13 protein-coding genes are annotated in these 15,206 nt (G+C 65.7%); 4 read left to right on the forward strand and 9 right to left on the reverse strand.

From position 1 onward, the window contains the following. Positions 1-96 precede the first annotated feature (96 nt). From pepN to RYH74_RS10465, 6 genes are read right to left on the reverse strand one after another with little or no spacing between them, the layout of a single operon-like run. Positions 97-2,754, reverse strand: a complete 2,658-nt coding sequence (pepN, locus tag RYH74_RS10440; RefSeq protein ID WP_317409357.1) for an aminopeptidase N — start codon at positions 2,752-2,754, stop codon at positions 97-99. A 13-nt stretch (positions 2,755-2,767) separates the two neighbouring features. Then, positions 2,768-3,598 (reverse strand): DUF2797 domain-containing protein, encoded by an 831-nt coding sequence (locus tag RYH74_RS10445; RefSeq protein WP_075044170.1) that lies wholly within the window; start codon positions 3,596-3,598, stop codon positions 2,768-2,770. Beyond that, complete coding sequence (locus tag RYH74_RS10450) at positions 3,595-3,855, reverse strand: YeaC family protein (protein WP_003260154.1); 261 nt, start codon at positions 3,853-3,855, stop codon at positions 3,595-3,597. Before RYH74_RS10450 ends, RYH74_RS10445 begins: the two co-directional genes overlap by 4 nt. Before the next feature lie 13 nt (positions 3,856-3,868). Next, positions 3,869-4,747 carry a rhomboid family intramembrane serine protease gene (locus RYH74_RS10455; protein WP_025338257.1) on the reverse strand — a complete coding sequence of 293 codons (879 nt, stop codon included), beginning with the start codon at positions 4,745-4,747 and terminating at the stop codon, positions 3,869-3,871. Continuing rightward, positions 4,744-5,715 (reverse strand): metallophosphoesterase, encoded by a 972-nt coding sequence (locus tag RYH74_RS10460; protein ID WP_317409359.1) that lies wholly within the window; start codon positions 5,713-5,715, stop codon positions 4,744-4,746. The genes RYH74_RS10455 and RYH74_RS10460 overlap by 4 nt, the downstream gene beginning before the upstream one ends. Beyond that, positions 5,715-6,605, reverse strand: coding sequence for an NAD(+) kinase (locus tag RYH74_RS10465; protein WP_025338255.1), 891 nt, complete (start codon positions 6,603-6,605; stop codon positions 5,715-5,717). Before RYH74_RS10465 ends, RYH74_RS10460 begins: the two co-directional genes overlap by 1 nt. An 88-nt stretch (positions 6,606-6,693) precedes the next feature. Here RYH74_RS10465 and RYH74_RS10470 point away from each other — a divergent pair, with 88 nt between their 5' ends. Then, positions 6,694-7,626, forward strand: a complete 933-nt coding sequence (locus RYH74_RS10470) for a DUF1853 family protein (RefSeq protein WP_317409360.1) — start codon at positions 6,694-6,696, stop codon at positions 7,624-7,626. A gap of 224 nt (positions 7,627-7,850) precedes the next feature. Beyond that, positions 7,851-8,396 carry a cytochrome b gene (locus RYH74_RS10475; RefSeq protein ID WP_003260150.1) on the forward strand — a complete coding sequence of 182 codons (546 nt, stop codon included), beginning with the start codon at positions 7,851-7,853 and terminating at the stop codon, positions 8,394-8,396. Here RYH74_RS10475 and RYH74_RS10480 read toward each other — a convergent pair. Both RYH74_RS10480 and RYH74_RS10485 read right to left on the reverse strand, forming a co-directional pair. After that, entirely contained in the window at positions 8,387-9,277 is an 891-nt protein-coding gene (locus RYH74_RS10480; protein ID WP_317409361.1) for a 1-aminocyclopropane-1-carboxylate deaminase/D-cysteine desulfhydrase, read from the reverse strand. The genes RYH74_RS10475 and RYH74_RS10480 overlap by 10 nt on opposite strands. Before the next feature lie 153 nt (positions 9,278-9,430). After that, on the reverse strand, positions 9,431-11,467 hold the full coding sequence (locus tag RYH74_RS10485) for an NADPH-dependent 2,4-dienoyl-CoA reductase (protein WP_286101322.1): 2,037 nt from the start codon (positions 11,465-11,467) through the stop codon (positions 9,431-9,433). Between the two features lie 191 nt (positions 11,468-11,658). On the opposite strand from RYH74_RS10485, the gene RYH74_RS10490 reads away from it, so the two are divergent. Together RYH74_RS10490 and RYH74_RS10495 are read left to right on the forward strand one after the other, a co-directional pair. Next, entirely contained in the window at positions 11,659-12,777 is a 1,119-nt protein-coding gene (locus RYH74_RS10490) for a nitrilase-related carbon-nitrogen hydrolase (RefSeq protein ID WP_025338250.1), read from the forward strand. Positions 12,778-12,781: 4 nt separating this feature from the next. Beyond that, positions 12,782-13,822, forward strand: a complete 1,041-nt coding sequence (locus tag RYH74_RS10495) for an AraC family transcriptional regulator (protein ID WP_317409362.1) — start codon at positions 12,782-12,784, stop codon at positions 13,820-13,822. 349 nt (positions 13,823-14,171) lie between these two features. Here the strand turns inward: RYH74_RS10495 and RYH74_RS10500 are convergent, their stop codons facing one another. Next, complete coding sequence (locus RYH74_RS10500; RefSeq protein ID WP_317409363.1) at positions 14,172-15,011, reverse strand: DUF2242 domain-containing protein; 840 nt, start codon at positions 15,009-15,011, stop codon at positions 14,172-14,174. Between the last annotated feature and the right edge of the window lie 195 nt (positions 15,012-15,206).

Below are 15,206 nucleotides of genomic sequence, written 5' to 3' on the forward strand. Positions count from 1 at the left end.
ACCCGCTCCCACAGGTCCTGCACAGCCCATGAAAGCGGTGCAGTACCTGTGGGAGCGGGTTTACCCGCGAAGAGGTCGGCTCAGGCTACGGAAAACTCAAGCCAGGCTCTTGCTCACAACCTCATACACATCACTGGACAGCTCACCAGAAGCCAGAATCCGCTCCAGCTCGCCCTTCATCAGGGCCTGACGCGCATCGTCATACTTGCGCCAGCGGGTCAGCGGTGCCAGTTGCCGCGAGGCGATCTGCGGGTTCAGCGCATTCAGCTCGATCACCAGGTCCGCCAGGAAGCGGTAGCCAGAGCCATCCGCCGCATGGAAGTTGACCAGGTTCTGCCCGGCAAAGGCGCCGACCAGCGCACGTACCTTGTTCGGGTTCTTCAGGGTGAACGCCGGGTGCTGCATCAGCGCCTTGACCCGCGCCAGCCCGCCCGGCAGCGTACTGGCCGCCTGCACGCTGAACCACTGGTCCATGACCAGCGGGTTGTCCTTGAAGTGCTCGGCAAAGGCTTCCAGCGCCTTGGCCCGCTCGGCCTCGAACGGCGAGTTGACCAGCACGGCCAGGGCGGTCAGGCGCTCGGTCATGTTGTCGCAGTGCTCGAACTGCTCCAGGGTCGCCTGCAGCACCTGCGGCTTGCCGCTCTGCATCAGGTACGACAGCGCGATGTTCTGCAGGCTGCGGCGGGCGAAGTGCTCGGCCGAGGCCACGTAGGCGGTGCTGCGCGACACTTCGCGGTTGGCCTGGTAGCGCGCCCACAGAGCGTCGAACAGCTGCTCGGCGATCTGCTGGCGGGCGAACTCGCGGGCGGCGTGGATGGCGTCCACGTCGGCCACCTGGCTGATTTCGGTGAGGTAGGCCTCACCCGGCAGCGAGAGCATTTCGGCAACCATGGCCGGGTCCAGCGAGTCGTTGCCGAGCACGGTGCCCAGGGCGCTGATCAGGCGCTGGTCGAGCTTGAGTGCTTCGCCGCGCTGATGCTGGCCGATCAGCTCCTGCAGCACCTGCACCGACAACTGCTGCCCCGCCTCCCAGCGGTTGAAGCCGTCGCTGTCGTGCTGCATCAGGAACATCAGCTGGTCGCGGTCGTAGGGGAAGCTGAGCTTGACCGGTGCACTGAAGCCACGCAGCAGCGAAGGCAGCGGCTTGGCCTGGATGCCCTGGAAGGTGAAGGTCTGCTCGGCCTCGGTCACCGACAGCACGCGGCTGGTGCCGTGCACCGTCGCTTCACCGGCCAGTTGCAGCGGCAGGTCGTTGCCTGCGGCATCCAGCAGGCCAAGCTCCACCGGGATCACGAACGGCAGTTTTTCGGCCTTGTCCGGGGTCTGCGGGCAGCTCTGGCGGAAGGTCAGGCTGTAGGTCTGCGCGGCCGCGTCATAGGCATCGCTGACTTCCAGGCGCGGGGTGCCGGCCTGGTTGTACCAGCGCTTGAACTGGGTGAAGTCGACGCCGTTGGCGTCTTCCATGGCCTTGATGAAGTCGTCGGTGGTCACCGCCTGGCCATCGTGGCGTTCGAAATACAGGTCGCTGCCCTTGCGGAAGCCGTCTGCGCCCAGCAGGGTACGAACCATGCGCACCACTTCGGCGCCCTTCTCGTACACGGTCAGGGTGTAGAAGTTGGAGATCTCGATGAAGCTGTCCGGGCGCACCGGGTGGGCCATGGGGCCAGCGTCTTCGGCGAACTGGTGAGTGCGCAGGTAGGCCACGTCTTCGATGCGTTTGACCGTGCGCGAGTTCATGTCGGCGCTGAACTCGGCATCGCGGAACACCGTGAAGCCTTCCTTCAGCGACAGCTGGAACCAGTCACGGCAGGTGACCCGGTTGCCCGACCAGTTGTGGAAATACTCGTGGGCAACCACGCCTTCGACGCGCTGGTGTGCGGCATCGGTGGCCGTTTCGGCACGGGCCAGCACACAGCTGGAGTTGAAGATGTTCAGGCCCTTGTTTTCCATGGCGCCCATGTTGAAGTCGTTGACCGCGACGATCATGAAGATGTCCAGGTCGTACTCGCGGCCATAGACTTCTTCGTCCCAGCGCATGGACTTCTTCAGGCTGACCATGGCGTGGTCGCACTTGTCGATGTTCTCGGGCTCGACGTAGATGCGCAGGGTCACGTCACGGCCGGACTGGCGGGTGAAGCTGTCCTCGACGCACCACAAATCACCGGCCACCAGGGCGAACAGGTAGGCCGGCTTCCTGAACGGGTCTTCCCAGGTCGCCCAGTGGCGACCATCGTCTGCCGGCCCGCTGCCGATCGGGTTGCCGTTCGACAGCAATACCGGGTAGCGATGCTGCTCGGCGATGACCGTGGTGGTGAAGGTGCTCATCACGTCCGGGCGGTCGAGGTAGTAGGTGATCTTGCGGAAGCCTTCGGCCTCGCACTGGGTGCAGAACATCTTGCCCGACTTGTACAGGCCTTCCAGTGCGGTGTTGCTCTCGGGGTGGATCTTCACGCTGGTGTCGAGGGTGAAGCGCTCGGCCTTGGGCTGCACGGTCAGGCTGTCGGCATCGAGCTGGTAGTCGCCCGGCTGCAGCTCCTGGTCATCCAGCGAGGCGCGCAGCAGCTCCAGCTGCTGGCCATCGAGTTCCAGTGGCGGCAGGCCGGCACCGCGTGCCGGGTTGCGGCGCATGACCAGTTGCGCGTGAACCAGGGTGTGGTCCTCGAACAGCTCGAAGGTCAGGTGCGTCTCGTCGATCAGGTACTCGGGCGCCTGGTAATCCTCGAGGTAGATCACTTGCGGTTGTTCGGTACGCATGTGCAGGTCCTTTTTACTGGAGCACGGCCAACTGGTAGGCCGTGTACTTGCGAATATTGATCACACCGGTGTCGAAGATCAGGTACTGGCCCTTGATGCCCAGCAGCGTGCCTTCCACTACCGGGTCCTTGTCGAGGTTGAAGCTGACGATCTTCGATGGGTAGGCCTCGACCGGGTACTTCATCTGCACCACTTCGGCGTCGGCCAGCGGCTGGATCGCCTGCAGGCCGAAGCGCCCCTGCAGCTCGCGCAGGCCATCGGCACAGGCGTCGAACACCTGTTCACGAATGGCGACCAGGTCGAGCTCCTCGGCATCGCCCTTGAGCAGGGCGCGCCAGTTGGTGCGGTCCGGCACCTGGCTGCGCAGCAAGTCTTCGACCAGGCCGGACTGCTGGCGGGTGGCCACGCGCACGATCGGCAGGGCCTGGCTGGCGCCCTGGTCGAGCCAGCGGGTGGGCAGCTGGGTGGCGCGGGTGATACCGACCTTGATCCCCGACGAGTTGGCCAGGTAGACCACATGGTCGGTCATGCAGAACTGTTCGCCCCACGACGGTTCGCGGCAGGTGCCAGCGTCGTAGTGGCACTTTTCCGGGGCCATGATGCACACGTCGCACTGGGCCAGTTTGGTCATGCACGGGTAGCAGTAACCCTGGCTGAAGCTGGTCTTGGTGCGCTTGCCACAATGGCTGCAGTGAATGGCGCCGAGGTATTCAAGGCGCAGGCGCTGGCCAATCAGCGGGTTGACCGGCACCTGCGTGTCATCCAGGCGGAAGCTGTACTGCACCACTGGCGCCTGCAGGCTTACCGCCATCTTGCTCAACGAGCCACGAGCGAGTTCGATCAATGTACCGAGTCCGACTTGAACAGAATGTTGGCGATCGGCGCGGACTTCGAGGCGCATTCCTGCGGGCCCATGTAGCCGGTACGCTGGTCTTCGGGCAGGTTTTTCATCTCCCAGGCGATTACCGCCTGCAGCGACAGCTCTTTCTGCTCGGCAGTGAGCTTGCGGCCATCCGACCATTTGCCGATTTCCACGGCCAGTTTCAGGCTCTCGTAGATTTCCGGGGTGATGTTTTCAATCATTTGCGCGAAAGTGGACATAGTGTCTCCTGATTCAAGCCGACAGTTTACGCCGGGCCAGCGCCCCACCCAAGAGCCCGGTCAGGCATCCGATGAGCAGCCCGCCGACGTGGGCGGCGTTGGCGATCTGGCCAAGGCCCAGGGTGTCGATCACGCCGCTCAGGCACACCACCAGCCAGATCAGCATCATCACCAGCACGCCCTTGGGCAGGTTGAAGTAACGGTCGGGTGCCAGCCACTGGTACAGCCAGATGTGCCCGAGCAGGCCGTACAGCACGCCGGAAAGGCCGCCGAACAGGCTCGGCCCGCTGCTGTAGTGCTGGGCCAGGTTGGACACCAGGCTGAACAGCAGGGTCAGGCCCAGTAGCGCCCACGGGCCCTGGCGCAATTCGATGCGTTTGCCCAGTTCCCAGTACCACAGGCTGTTCATGGCCAGGTGCAGCACGCCGAAATGCAGCAGCATGGGCGATACCAGGCGCCACCACTGGCCTTCGTCCAGGCTTTGCGCCAGCGGGCTGAAGTACAGGTAGTCGCCCTGGACGCGGAAATCGAGGAAGGTGAACCAGCTGATGGTGGTGAAGTTGTCGCCCAGGCCGGTGAGGCCGGCAACGATGAAGCACAGCAGCAGGGTCAGGGTGGTGATCTTGCAGGCGCGGGCCTGTTCCGCCAGGGAGGGCCCTTTCGCGGGCTCGCCCGCTCCCACAGGATCGGTGGTGGCTGGCAGGTCGGCGTTGCCGTCGGGGTAGCGCTGGTAGAGTTCGCGGACGTCTGCGGCCAGGGTGTCGGGGGCCCAGAGCACCTGGGCATCGCCCTCCTCGCTGACCCGGTGCGGCACCTGCAGGCGCTGCAGCAGGTGAACGAAGCCGCTGAGGTCGACCGACAGCGGCAGGCGCATCACTTCGATAATGTTCATTGGTTGGCCTGTGGGCGGTCGACATCGACCCAGACGAACTTGTGCGGGTCGATGCGGGTTTCATCATCCAGCCGGTAGGCGGCCAGCTTGCCGTAGAGCACGGCGCTGTAGTCCAGGCAGGCCAGGTTGGCGCGGATCGGCGCCGGGCGGCCGCTACGCCAGTAATGGCCGACGAACAGCATGGGCTCGTCTTCGGCATAGCGCAGCAAGGCGTTCTTCTGGCTGTGACTGAGCGGGGTGCTGGCCACTTCCGCGGGCAGGGCGTCTGGCTGGAACACGATGTCGCCGTAGGTTTGCGGATCTTCTTCCCAGAACTTGGTACGGAAGAAGGCACGGGTCAGGCCGTCGCCACCGGTGAGGGTCAGGCCGTCCGGCAGGCGCATGTCGGTGCCGCGCAGCAGGCGGTTGCACACGGTGGCGGCAAAGCTGCCGCTCACCGCCGAGGCCTGGATGAAGTGCTCGTCGACGCGCCCGTCGGGGTACTGCTGGCGCAGCGGCTCGATCAGCCGCGGGTCCCAGCAGGCATGCACCAGGCGGAAGCGCCCGGCGTCGACGAACAGCGGCAATTCGTAGAACCAGTTGACGAAGTCGTGCCAGTCAGCGGGGTGATGGGCAAACTGAGTCAGGGTTTCGTCGATCAACCGGGCGTGGCGCGGCGTATGCTCGCGCACGAAGGCCTTGCCGCTGCCAGGCAGTGCCGGGGTAACCCAGCCCAGCGCGTTGTACTCGTGGTTGCCCATGATGCAGAACGCCTGGCCGGCCTCGACCATGTCGTGGACGATGTGCAGCGCCTCGCGAATGCGTGGCCCGCGGTCGACGATGTCGCCAAGGAACAGCGCCTGGCGCCGCGGGTGGCGCCACACGCCTGCCACTCGCTTGTAACCAAGGGCGTCGAGCAGGCGTTCAAGGGTCAGCGCACAACCGTGCACGTCACCGATGATGTCGAAACTACGCGCCGGATCGAGCATCAGTCGTCCCTGCTTCCCAAGCGGCTGCCCCAGCCTAGCTTGGTGCGGCAGACCTCGTAGTAGTTGTGGTCCAGCGGGTGGATCAGGCGCAGCTTCTGCGGTTTCTTGCTCACCGTGATGGTGTCGCCAGGGGCGCAGGTGAAGTGGTTCTGGCCGTCACAGGATACCTGCGGGTAGATCTGCAGGTCCTTGGACACCACGATCTTCAGCTCGCTGTTGCCGTCGACCACGATCGGCCGGCCCGACAGAGTGTGCGGGTACATCGGCACGATGACGATGGCGTCGAGCTTGGGGTGCATGATCGGGCCGCCGGCCGACAGCGCGTAGGCGGTGGAGCCGGTGGGGGTGGCGACGATCAGGCCGTCGGCCTTCTGGCTGCAGACGAACTGGCCATCGATGTAGATCTCGAACTCGATCATGCGCGTCGACTTGCCCGGGTGCAGCACCACATCGTTCAGCGCATCACCCTGGCCGATGGCTTCGTTGTGGCGGCGTACCTCGGCCTGCAGCAGGAAGCGGTTTTCCACCAGGTAGTGGCCGTCGAGCACTTCAGCGACCTTCTCTTCCAGCTCGTCGGGGCGGATGTCGGTAAGGAAGCCCAGGTTGCCACGGTTGATGCCCAGCACCGGAATGTTGTGCCGGGCCAGGGCGCGGGCGGCGCCCAGCAGGCTGCCGTCGCCGCCGACCACGATGACCAGGTCACAGACCTCGCCCAGCAGCTTGCGGGTGGAGGTTTGCAGGCCATGGCCGGGCAGCACTTCGGCGATGGTGTCCTCGAGGATCACGTGCAGGTGGCGCTCGAGGAGGAATTTTTTCAGTCGGCGAATGGTGTCGAGCACCTGCGAGCTGCCAAGGCGGCCGATGATACCGATATTGCGAAATTGCTCCATGGGGCTCCTGCGAGGCTCTGCGGCGGGTGACTATGCCGCGATTATGGGCGAAACCACCGGGTAGCGGCAAACCGGCTATGCTCGCAGGATGATGCCATTCGCCCTGCTCCACGACCTGCCCCGGCAGCTACGCCGCCCCAACGTGCGCGACCTGGCCTGGGCCCTGCTGTCGCCCCCGTTGCTCAGCGCCCCGCCCTGCCCCCAGCGCCATCCGCTGGCGGGTAGCCTGTGGGCGGACCAGCCACAGCGCCTGGCAGACTGGCTGCGGGCGCTGGATGACGATGACCGCCCATTGCGCGACTGGCTGGCGCAGCTGGGCAGCCGGCGCCTGGGGCACTACTACGAACGGCTGTGGCAATTCGCCCTGGGCCAGGCCCCGGGCATTGAACTACTGGCGGCCAACCTGGCGATTCGCGAAGGCGGGCGCACCCTGGGCGAGCTGGATGTGGTGCTGCGCGACCGCGACGGTGTGCACCACCTGGAACTGGCCATCAAGCTGTACCTGGGCCCGGAGCATCCCGGGCACGACCCCGTTGCCTGGCTGGGGCCGGGCTGCCATGACCGACTGGGAAGCAAACTGGCGCACCTGGCGCGGCACCAGCTGCCCATGTCAGCGGGGGCGCACAGCCGCGAGGTGCTGGCCCGGCTGGGGGTGGAGCAGGTGCAGGCGCATGTGTGGCTGGGTGGCTATCTGTTCTACCCGTGGCCTGGGCATGCGCAGCCACCACAGGGCGCCAACCCGCAGCACTTGCGCGGGCGCTGGCTGCGGCGGAGGGACTGGGTCATGGGCGAAGGTGAGCGATGGCAGCCGCTGCAACGGCATGCCTGGCTGGCGCCGGCGCGGGTCGAGGCGCAGGAGTGCTGGGCGGTGGAGCAGTTTGCGGCGTGGCTGCACGTGCTGGAGCGGCAGGGTCCGGCGCAGTTGCTGGTGAGGTTGGAGCAAGAGGCTGATGGCGCCTGGCAGGAGGCTGAACGGGTGTTTCTGGTGGCTGATGATTGGCCGCATCTGCCCGATGTCTGATGTTGTCTGGGCTGGCCCCTTCGCGGGTAAACCCGCTCCCACAAGTACTGCACAGGTCTCTGGCTCTGCGCTGTGCCTGTGGGAGCGGGTTCACCCGCGAAAGGGCCGGTGCAGACAACACAATTTTCACAGACCTGGCGCAAAGATTTGTTCCCCCGTAGCCATTACAGTACTTCCTGAGCGCCGGCAAGAGCGCCATTCCGACCTGATGACGAGGACCAATCATGGTTTCATCCACCCCCGCGACCCATTACGCGCGCCTGTCCATCGCCCTGCACTGGCTGATGCTGGTGCTGCTGGCCGCTGTCTATGCCCTTATCGAACTGCGTGGCCTGTTCCCCAAGGACAGCGTCGAACGCAACCTGATGAAGGACCTGCACTTCATGCTCGGGCTCAGTGTGTTCGTGCTGGTCTGGTTGCGCCTGGCCATCCGCCTGAGCCGCCCGACTCCACCCATCGTGCCCAAACCTGCGGCCTGGCAGACCGGCCTCGCGCACCTGATGCACCTGGCGTTGTACCTGCTGATGATCATCCTGCCACTGGCCGGCTGGCTGATCCTCAGCGCCGCCGACAAACCAGTGCCGTTCTTCGGCCTGGAGCTGCCGCACCTGATCGGCCCGAACCCGGACCAGGCCAAGTTCATCAAAGGCTGGCATGAACGCATCGGCAGCTGGGGCTACTGGCTGATCGGCCTGCACGCTCTGGCCGGGCTGTATCACCACTATGTGCAGCGCGACAACACGCTGCTGCGCATGCTGCCCTACAAGTAACCGCGCCGGCCCTGCAGGCCGCCGGTGTGCACCACGATCAAGCGGGTGCCGGGCGAGAACAGCCCGGCCTCGACCTGCTCACGCAGGGCCAGCAGGGCCTTGCCGGTGTAGAGGGCTTCGAGCGGCACGCCGGTGTGCCGCTCGCAATCGGCGATGAACGCCAGCAGCTCAGCGTCGAATTTGCCGAAACCGCCACGGCAGGCGTCGTGCAGCTGGTAGCCATGCGCGCCGGCCAGTGTCGCTACCGCCTCCGGCACACCATGGTCCCTGGGTACCGCCAATGCGCCATGCACCACATGTGCGCCCGCCTCGGCCATTACCAGGCCGGCCAGGGTAGTCCCCGTTCCGGCAGCCAGCCACCAGACGTCGTAGCCCGACCAGCCCAGTGCCGCGATCTGCGCGCGCGCCTGCTGCATGATCAGCACGCAGCCCTGTGCACCAGCCAGCCCGCCGCCCCCTTCGGGGATGCAGTGCCAACCCGGGTAGCGCGCTTGCCAAGGCTGCCAGAAACCCGCTTGGTTTCGTGCGCGATAGCCGCCATAGCCCAGCCAGTGCAGTTCCATGCCCAGCGCCTGCAGGTCACGCACGGTTGGCGTGTCCTGGGCGTGGCCACGCAGCAGGCCGGCGGTGGCGAAGCCGAAGCGCTTGCCGGCAGCGGCCAGGGCGTGCAGGTGGTTGGAATGGTTGCCGCCGAGGCTGATCAGGCCCGGGGCGTTGCTGGCGCTGGCCTGTTGCAGGTGGTGGCGTAGTTTGAACCATTTGTTGCCGCTGATCAGCGGGTCGATCAGGTCCAGGCGCAGGATGGCGGCTTCTACCTGGGCTTGTTGGAGCCAGGGCAGGATCAGGGGCTGCAGGGGGGGTTGGGGGAGGTCAAATTGCATCGCGCGAGTTTACCAGTGAAAGCCTGGGGGCTGCTTTGCAGCCCATCGCCGGCAAGCCGGGCTCCCACAGGTACAGCGCCAACCTCAAGCATCACGCTGTACCTGTGGGAGCCCGGCTTGCCGGCGATGGGCCGCAAAGCGGCCCCGGCGATCTCAGAGCTCAGCCGCCAATCTCGAACCCTGGTTGATCGCCCGCTTGGCATCCAGCTCGGCCGCCACATCGGCCCCACCGATCAGGTGCACCGACTGCCCCGCCGCCACCAGCCCGTCCTGCAGCTCGCGCAGCGGCTCCTGCCCGGCACAGATCACCACGTTGTCCACCGCCAGCACCTGCGGCTCGCCATCGGCCACGCGAATGTGCAGGCCGGCATCGTCAATACCCAGGTACTCGACGCTGTTGAGCATCTGCACCCGCTTGTTCTTCAACCCGGTACGGTGAATCCAGCCGGTGGTCTTGCCCAGGCCGTCACCCACCTTGGATTTCTTGCGCTGCAACAGGTACACCTGCCGCGCCGGGGCATGCGGCTCGGCCTTGATCCCGGCCACGCCACCACGTGCCTGCAGATGGGTGTCGATGCCCCACTCCCTCCAGAACGCCTCACGGTCCTGGCTGGTAGCCACGCCCTGGTGCACCAGGTACTCGGAAACGTCGAAACCGATGCCGCCCGCACCAATCACCGCGACAGCCTTGCCCACCGGCTTGCGCTCGAGCAGCACGTCCAGGTAGCTGAGCACCTTGGCATGCTCGACACCGGGAATGGCCGGCGTGCGCGGGGCGATGCCGGTGGCCAGGATGATCTCGTCGTAGCCACCGTCCACCAGGGCCTGCACATCGACCCGGGTGTTCAGGCGCAGGTCCACGCCCGTGCTTTTGACCTTGTTGCGGAAGTAACGCAGGGTTTCATGGAACTCTTCCTTTCCCGGTACCCGCTTGGCCACATTGAACTGCCCGCCGATCTCGCTGGCGGCATCGAACAGGGTTACCGCGTGGCCGCGCTCGGCCGCCACCGTGGCTGCCGCCAGGCCGGCCGGGCCAGCGCCGACCACGGCAATGCGCTTCACGGTGCGCACGGGCAGGTAGTTGAGCTCGGTCTCGTGGCAGGCACGCGGGTTGACCAGGCAACTGGTCAGCTTGCCGCCGAAGGTATGGTCCAGGCAGGCCTGGTTGCAGCCGATGCAGGTATTGATCTCGTCGCCGCGGCCGGCAGCGGCCTTGTTGACGAAGTCCGGGTCGGCCAGGAACGGCCGTGCCATCGAGACCATGTCGGCATCGCCCTCGGCCAGCACCGCCTCGGCCACCTCCGGAGTATTGATGCGGTTGGTGGTGATCAGCGGAATGTTCACCACGCCACGCAGCTTGGCGGTAACCTTGCTGAAGGCCGCACGCGGCACCTTGGTGGCAATGGTCGGGATACGCGCTTCGTGCCAGCCGATGCCGGTATTGATCAAGGTCGCGCCGGCCTGCTCGATGGCCTTGGCCAGCAGCTCGATTTCGTCCCAGGTGCTGCCGCCCTCGATGAGGTCGAGCATCGACAGGCGGAAGATGATGATGAAGTTCGGCCCGACCGCGCCGCGCACCCGGCTGACGATTTCCACCGCCAGGCGCATGCGATTTTCATAGCTGCCACCCCAGCGGTCGGTGCGGTGGTTGGTGTGGGCGGCGAGGAACTGGTTGATGAAGTAGCCTTCCGAACCCATGATCTCGACGCCGTCGTAACCGGCGCGCTGGGCCAGCACCGCGCAATTGACGAAGTCGGCGATCTGCTTCTCGATACCCGCCTCGTCCAGTTCCTTGGGCTTGAACGGGTTGATTGGCGCCTGGATCGCGCTGGGCGCCACCTGGCGCGGGCTGTAGGCGTAGCGCCCGGCATGCAGGATCTGCAGGCAGATCTTGCCGCCGGCAGCGTGTACCGCCTCGGTGACGATGCGGTGCTTGTCGGCCTCTTCCTCGGTGCTGAGCTTGGCCGCCCCGGAATACACCCCACCCTCATCGTTGGGCGCGATGCCGCCGGTGACCATCAGGCCGACGCCACCGCGGGCGCGCTCGGCAAAGTACGCCGCCATGCGCTCGAAGCCGCCCGGGCGCTCTTCGAGGCCGGTGTGCATCGAGCCCATCAGGGTGCGGTTGCGCAAGGTGGTGAAGCCCAGATCCAGCGGGGCGAGCAGGTGCGGGTAGCGGTCGGCGGCCATGGAAAGGTCCCCAGGTGGCGTGATCACGGAATGCGGATGCCGCACCGGTTGGCGGGCCCCGTCGTTTGTCTGCCTGCGACATTAAACAGCCGTTTGAACGGGCTCAATGATCGAAACTGACAAGTTATTGATCCTCGCGCACAGCACGACTACCCTAGGAAACTCTCGTTTCCAAGGCGCTGTCCTGCTTCATGAGAAAACTCCTGGCAAGCGCCCTGGCGCTGGTGATGATCGCCGCCCTCTGCGGCTACGGTTTCTGGACCCAGCAGCGCCCGGAAGGCCACTACCTGTCCGACCTGCGCATCGAACTGGCATTGAACCACGGCGTGCCGGGCGAGCACGGCAACCTGCTCGGCGTCGAACCGCTGCTCTACCCGGGCGACTACCAGAACCTGCAACGCCTGCACCGCAAACTCGCGGCCTACCTGGAGCAGGCACGTAGCCAAGGGCTTGTCGGCCCGCGTACGGTGGTGGTGCTGCCAGAGCACATCGGTACCTGGCTGTGGGCACGCGGAGAAAAGAACGAGCTGTACCAGGTCACGCAAAGCCGCGAAGCCCTGCAATGGCTGGAACTGAGCAACCCGCTGCGCTATGGCCTGGCCATGCTCCGTGCCGACGGGGACGACTGGCGCGCCGACGCGCACCTGCGCATGAAAGCCGAGCAGATGGCTGCGGACTACCAGCAACTGTTCGGTGGCCTGGCCAAGGAATTCAACGTCACCCTGGTGGCCGGCTCCATCGTGCTGCCCGCCCCCTACGTGAAACAGGGTGTGCTGCATGCCGGCAGCGGCCCGCTGTTCAACAGCAGCGTGGTGTTCGCCGGTGACGGCTCGCTGCTGGGCCAACCGCAACGCCAGCAGTTCCCCGACAGCGAAATGCGCCGCTATGTGCACGATGGCCGCCAGCACCCGCTGCAGGTACTGCAAACCCCTGCCGGGCGCCTGGGCGTGCTGGTAGGCAGTGACAGCTGGTACCCGGAAAACCACCAGCAATTGGCACGACAGGCGGTACAACTGATCGCCAACCCGGTGTTCCTCAGCGGCAAGGGCAGCTGGCAAGCGCCCTGGCGCGGCAATCGCCACCAGGATGCCAGCGCCGGGCTGGCCTTGCAGCGCGGCGAAGTCAGCGAACAGGCGGCCTGGCAGCGCCTGACCGAAGCGGCCGGGGCCGGCGTCAGCAGCATGAGCGTGTTCATGCGTGGGCAGTTCTGGGAACAGGGCAGCGACGGCCAGGGCTTTGCCCACCAGGCGGGTGAATTGCTGGCGGGCACCCCCAGCCCTGGCGCCCGCTTGCTGAACCTGTGGTTATAAGCCCATGGCCCGCCCCCGCGTGCGCCTGGGCGACCTGTCGGTTGGTTTTGTCCAGCCGCTGACCGAGGCCCTGCGCGAACTGGGCCACGACCCCGAGCCGCTGCTGCGCCGCTATGGCCTGGATGCGGCGCGCTTGGGCGAAGCCGGTGCGCGCTTGTCGATCCCGCGCTACATGCACCTGGGGCACGCCGCCATCGAACTGTGCGGTGAGCCCGCGCTGGGCCTGCACATGGGGCGCCTGAGCCGCCTGGCGCATGCCGGCCTGGCCGGGGTCACCGCGGCCCAGGCACCGAACCTGAGCGAGGCGGCACGCACCCTGTTGCGCTTCGAGCCGCTGTACGCCGCCAACTACCGCGGCCACTCCAGTTTTCAGGAAGATGCCCAGGGCGCCTGGCTACGCTTCTACTCCATCAGCCCCTACAACGCCTATAACCGTTTCGTGGTCGATTCGCTACTCGCCGGCTGGCTCGCGCAGCTTGCCGACCTGGCCGGTACGGCGGTGCAGGCCGAACATATGGACATCGAGTTTGCCGCACCCGCCTATGCCGCGCGCTACCAGCCGCTGTGCAACGCGCCCGTGCAGTTCGCGGCCGACGGCAACCAGCTGCGCCTGAGCCGCGCCACGCTGCAGCTGGCCAACCCCAGGCATTGCCCGAGCACCTGGCAGCACCTGCTGCAGCTGTGCGAGGCGGAAATGCTGCAGCGTACGCGGGTGCGCAGCCTGGGTGAGCGCATTACCCACCTGCTAGGCCCGTTGCTCAATGGTGGCCGTGAACCGGACCTGGAAGAAGTGGCGCTGCACCTGCAACTGCCGACCTGGACCTTGCGCCGCAAACTGGCCGAGGAAGGCACGCGCTTTCGCGACCTGCTCAGCGAAACACGGCGCGACCTGGCCGAAACCTACATCCGCGATACGGAGCTGGCCTTTGGCGAGATTGCCTATCTGCTGGGGTTTGCGTCGGCCGAGGCCTTCCAGCGCGCCTTCAAGCGCTGGACGGGCCTTACACCGGGGGAGTTTCGCCGCAGCCAGCGGCGGGCGGGCTAGAGCTCGGTAGCGTCGTCAGCCGGTTCCGGGGTGTCCAGTTCATAAGCCTGGAATTCGAGAAGTTCTTCCTGGTATTCGTCCATAGCCCTGCGTCCTCTCATCTCATGATCTTTATCGGTGTCGCCTTCAACCTAAGCAGGTGGAGTGAAGGAATGATGACAAGCTTATGAGTGGTAAACGTAGCAGGTGTTCAGGAAGTTATCGCGGTGCGTCTGTAACAGGGGATGGACTGCCTGCACCGGCCTCTTCGCGGGTAAACCCGCTCCCACAGGTACTGCGCAGATGTTGAGAACTGCGCAGTACCTGTGGGAGCGGGTTTACCCGCGAAGAGGCCGGTACAGGCAAGCTATCAAAGGGCGGGGGAAGCGGTCTCGGCGGCCTCGGCAGGCTGGGCTTCCTGCTGCACCTCGATCGGTGCCGCCTCCGCCGGTGGGGCCACCGGTTGCGAGCCCTGGCTGTCATCCACCACCGGCGCGGCTACCGCCTCGCTGGCCGGGACAACAGGGGCCGGGGCTGGCGCCGCTTCAACCAAAGGCGCCGCCACCGGGGCCGGTGCCACCGGCGCTGCCGCGGCCTGCTCCGGCAGCCCCAAGGCAGCCGCCGGCGCTTCGACCTTCGGCGCGGGCTCCTCGACCTTGGCCTTGCTCTCCTGCTTAGGCTTGGGCTTTGGCAGGTAGCTCTCCACCAGGGCGAAATAGCGGTCATAGAACTGCGCCGCCGTCACCGTCTCGCTGGCCACCTTGACCATCGAGTCGTCGCTGGAGCCGATCGGCATCGACACAGACCCCAGTACACCAACGCCCAGGCTGGCGGAGGTGTTGGACTTTTTCAGGGCGTAGCGGTCCTGCAGGGCGTTGGCGAACATGGTCGAACGCTGCTCGTCGCTCACATCCGGCGCACAGGTGACGTTGAAGCTGATCTGCAGGTGGTTCTCGCTGTTCTGCTGGAAGCTCTTGTTGCCCACCACCTGGTTGGCGCCGCTGCTGGTGATGATGTAACCCTGGCTGAGCAAGGCGCGCCGGGCGGCCTCGCAGGAGCCGGCATCGCTCACCGGGAAGCTGCGCGAGAAGGTGCCCGAGTCATCGAAGTTCTCGTGCTCGTAGACGGCGGCTTTTTTCGAGGAACAACCGGTCACGCCCGCCAGCACCAGGGCCAGCCCGAGCGCACCAAAGACGGAAGATCTGGTCATTGCGAATTCCGGGTAAGTCAAGAAGGTGCCTATTGTGCAACACAGCAGGCAGGCACAGGAACCGCTGATCGGTGAAGAGTCTGTCAGGTTCGTGTAAATCTGGGTCAAGGGCGGCAATTGCCAGGCGTAAAACGAAAAAAGCGACCCGAAGGTCGCTTTCTCGTGGCTTCGAGGCGTTCAAGGGGCCTCGAGGCG

The organism is Pseudomonas sp. LSJ-87 (assembly GCF_032971465.1).
GTDB lineage: Bacteria > Pseudomonadota > Gammaproteobacteria > Pseudomonadales > Pseudomonadaceae > Aquipseudomonas > Aquipseudomonas putida_Z.

Coding starts and splice junctions, on each gene's coding strand:
- pepN (WP_317409357.1), bottom strand. CDS start 2,754: ATGCGTACCGAACAACCGCAAGTGATCTACCTCGAGGATTACCAGGCG.
- RYH74_RS10450 (WP_003260154.1), bottom strand. CDS start 3,855: ATGTCCACTTTCGCGCAAATGATTGAAAACATCACCCCGGAAATCTAC.
- RYH74_RS10455 (WP_025338257.1), bottom strand. CDS start 4,747: ATGAACATTATCGAAGTGATGCGCCTGCCGCTGTCGGTCGACCTCAGC.
- RYH74_RS10460 (WP_317409359.1), bottom strand. CDS start 5,715: ATGCTCGATCCGGCGCGTAGTTTCGACATCATCGGTGACGTGCACGGT.
- RYH74_RS10465 (WP_025338255.1), bottom strand. CDS start 6,605: ATGGAGCAATTTCGCAATATCGGTATCATCGGCCGCCTTGGCAGCTCG.
- RYH74_RS10470 (WP_317409360.1), top strand. CDS start 6,694: ATGATGCCATTCGCCCTGCTCCACGACCTGCCCCGGCAGCTACGCCGC.
- RYH74_RS10475 (WP_003260150.1), top strand. CDS start 7,851: ATGGTTTCATCCACCCCCGCGACCCATTACGCGCGCCTGTCCATCGCC.
- RYH74_RS10480 (WP_317409361.1), bottom strand. CDS start 9,277: ATGCAATTTGACCTCCCCCAACCCCCCCTGCAGCCCCTGATCCTGCCC.
- RYH74_RS10485 (WP_286101322.1), bottom strand. CDS start 11,467: ATGGCCGCCGACCGCTACCCGCACCTGCTCGCCCCGCTGGATCTGGGC.
- RYH74_RS10490 (WP_025338250.1), top strand. CDS start 11,659: ATGAGAAAACTCCTGGCAAGCGCCCTGGCGCTGGTGATGATCGCCGCC.
- RYH74_RS10495 (WP_317409362.1), top strand. CDS start 12,782: ATGGCCCGCCCCCGCGTGCGCCTGGGCGACCTGTCGGTTGGTTTTGTC.
- RYH74_RS10500 (WP_317409363.1), bottom strand. CDS start 15,011: ATGACCAGATCTTCCGTCTTTGGTGCGCTCGGGCTGGCCCTGGTGCTG.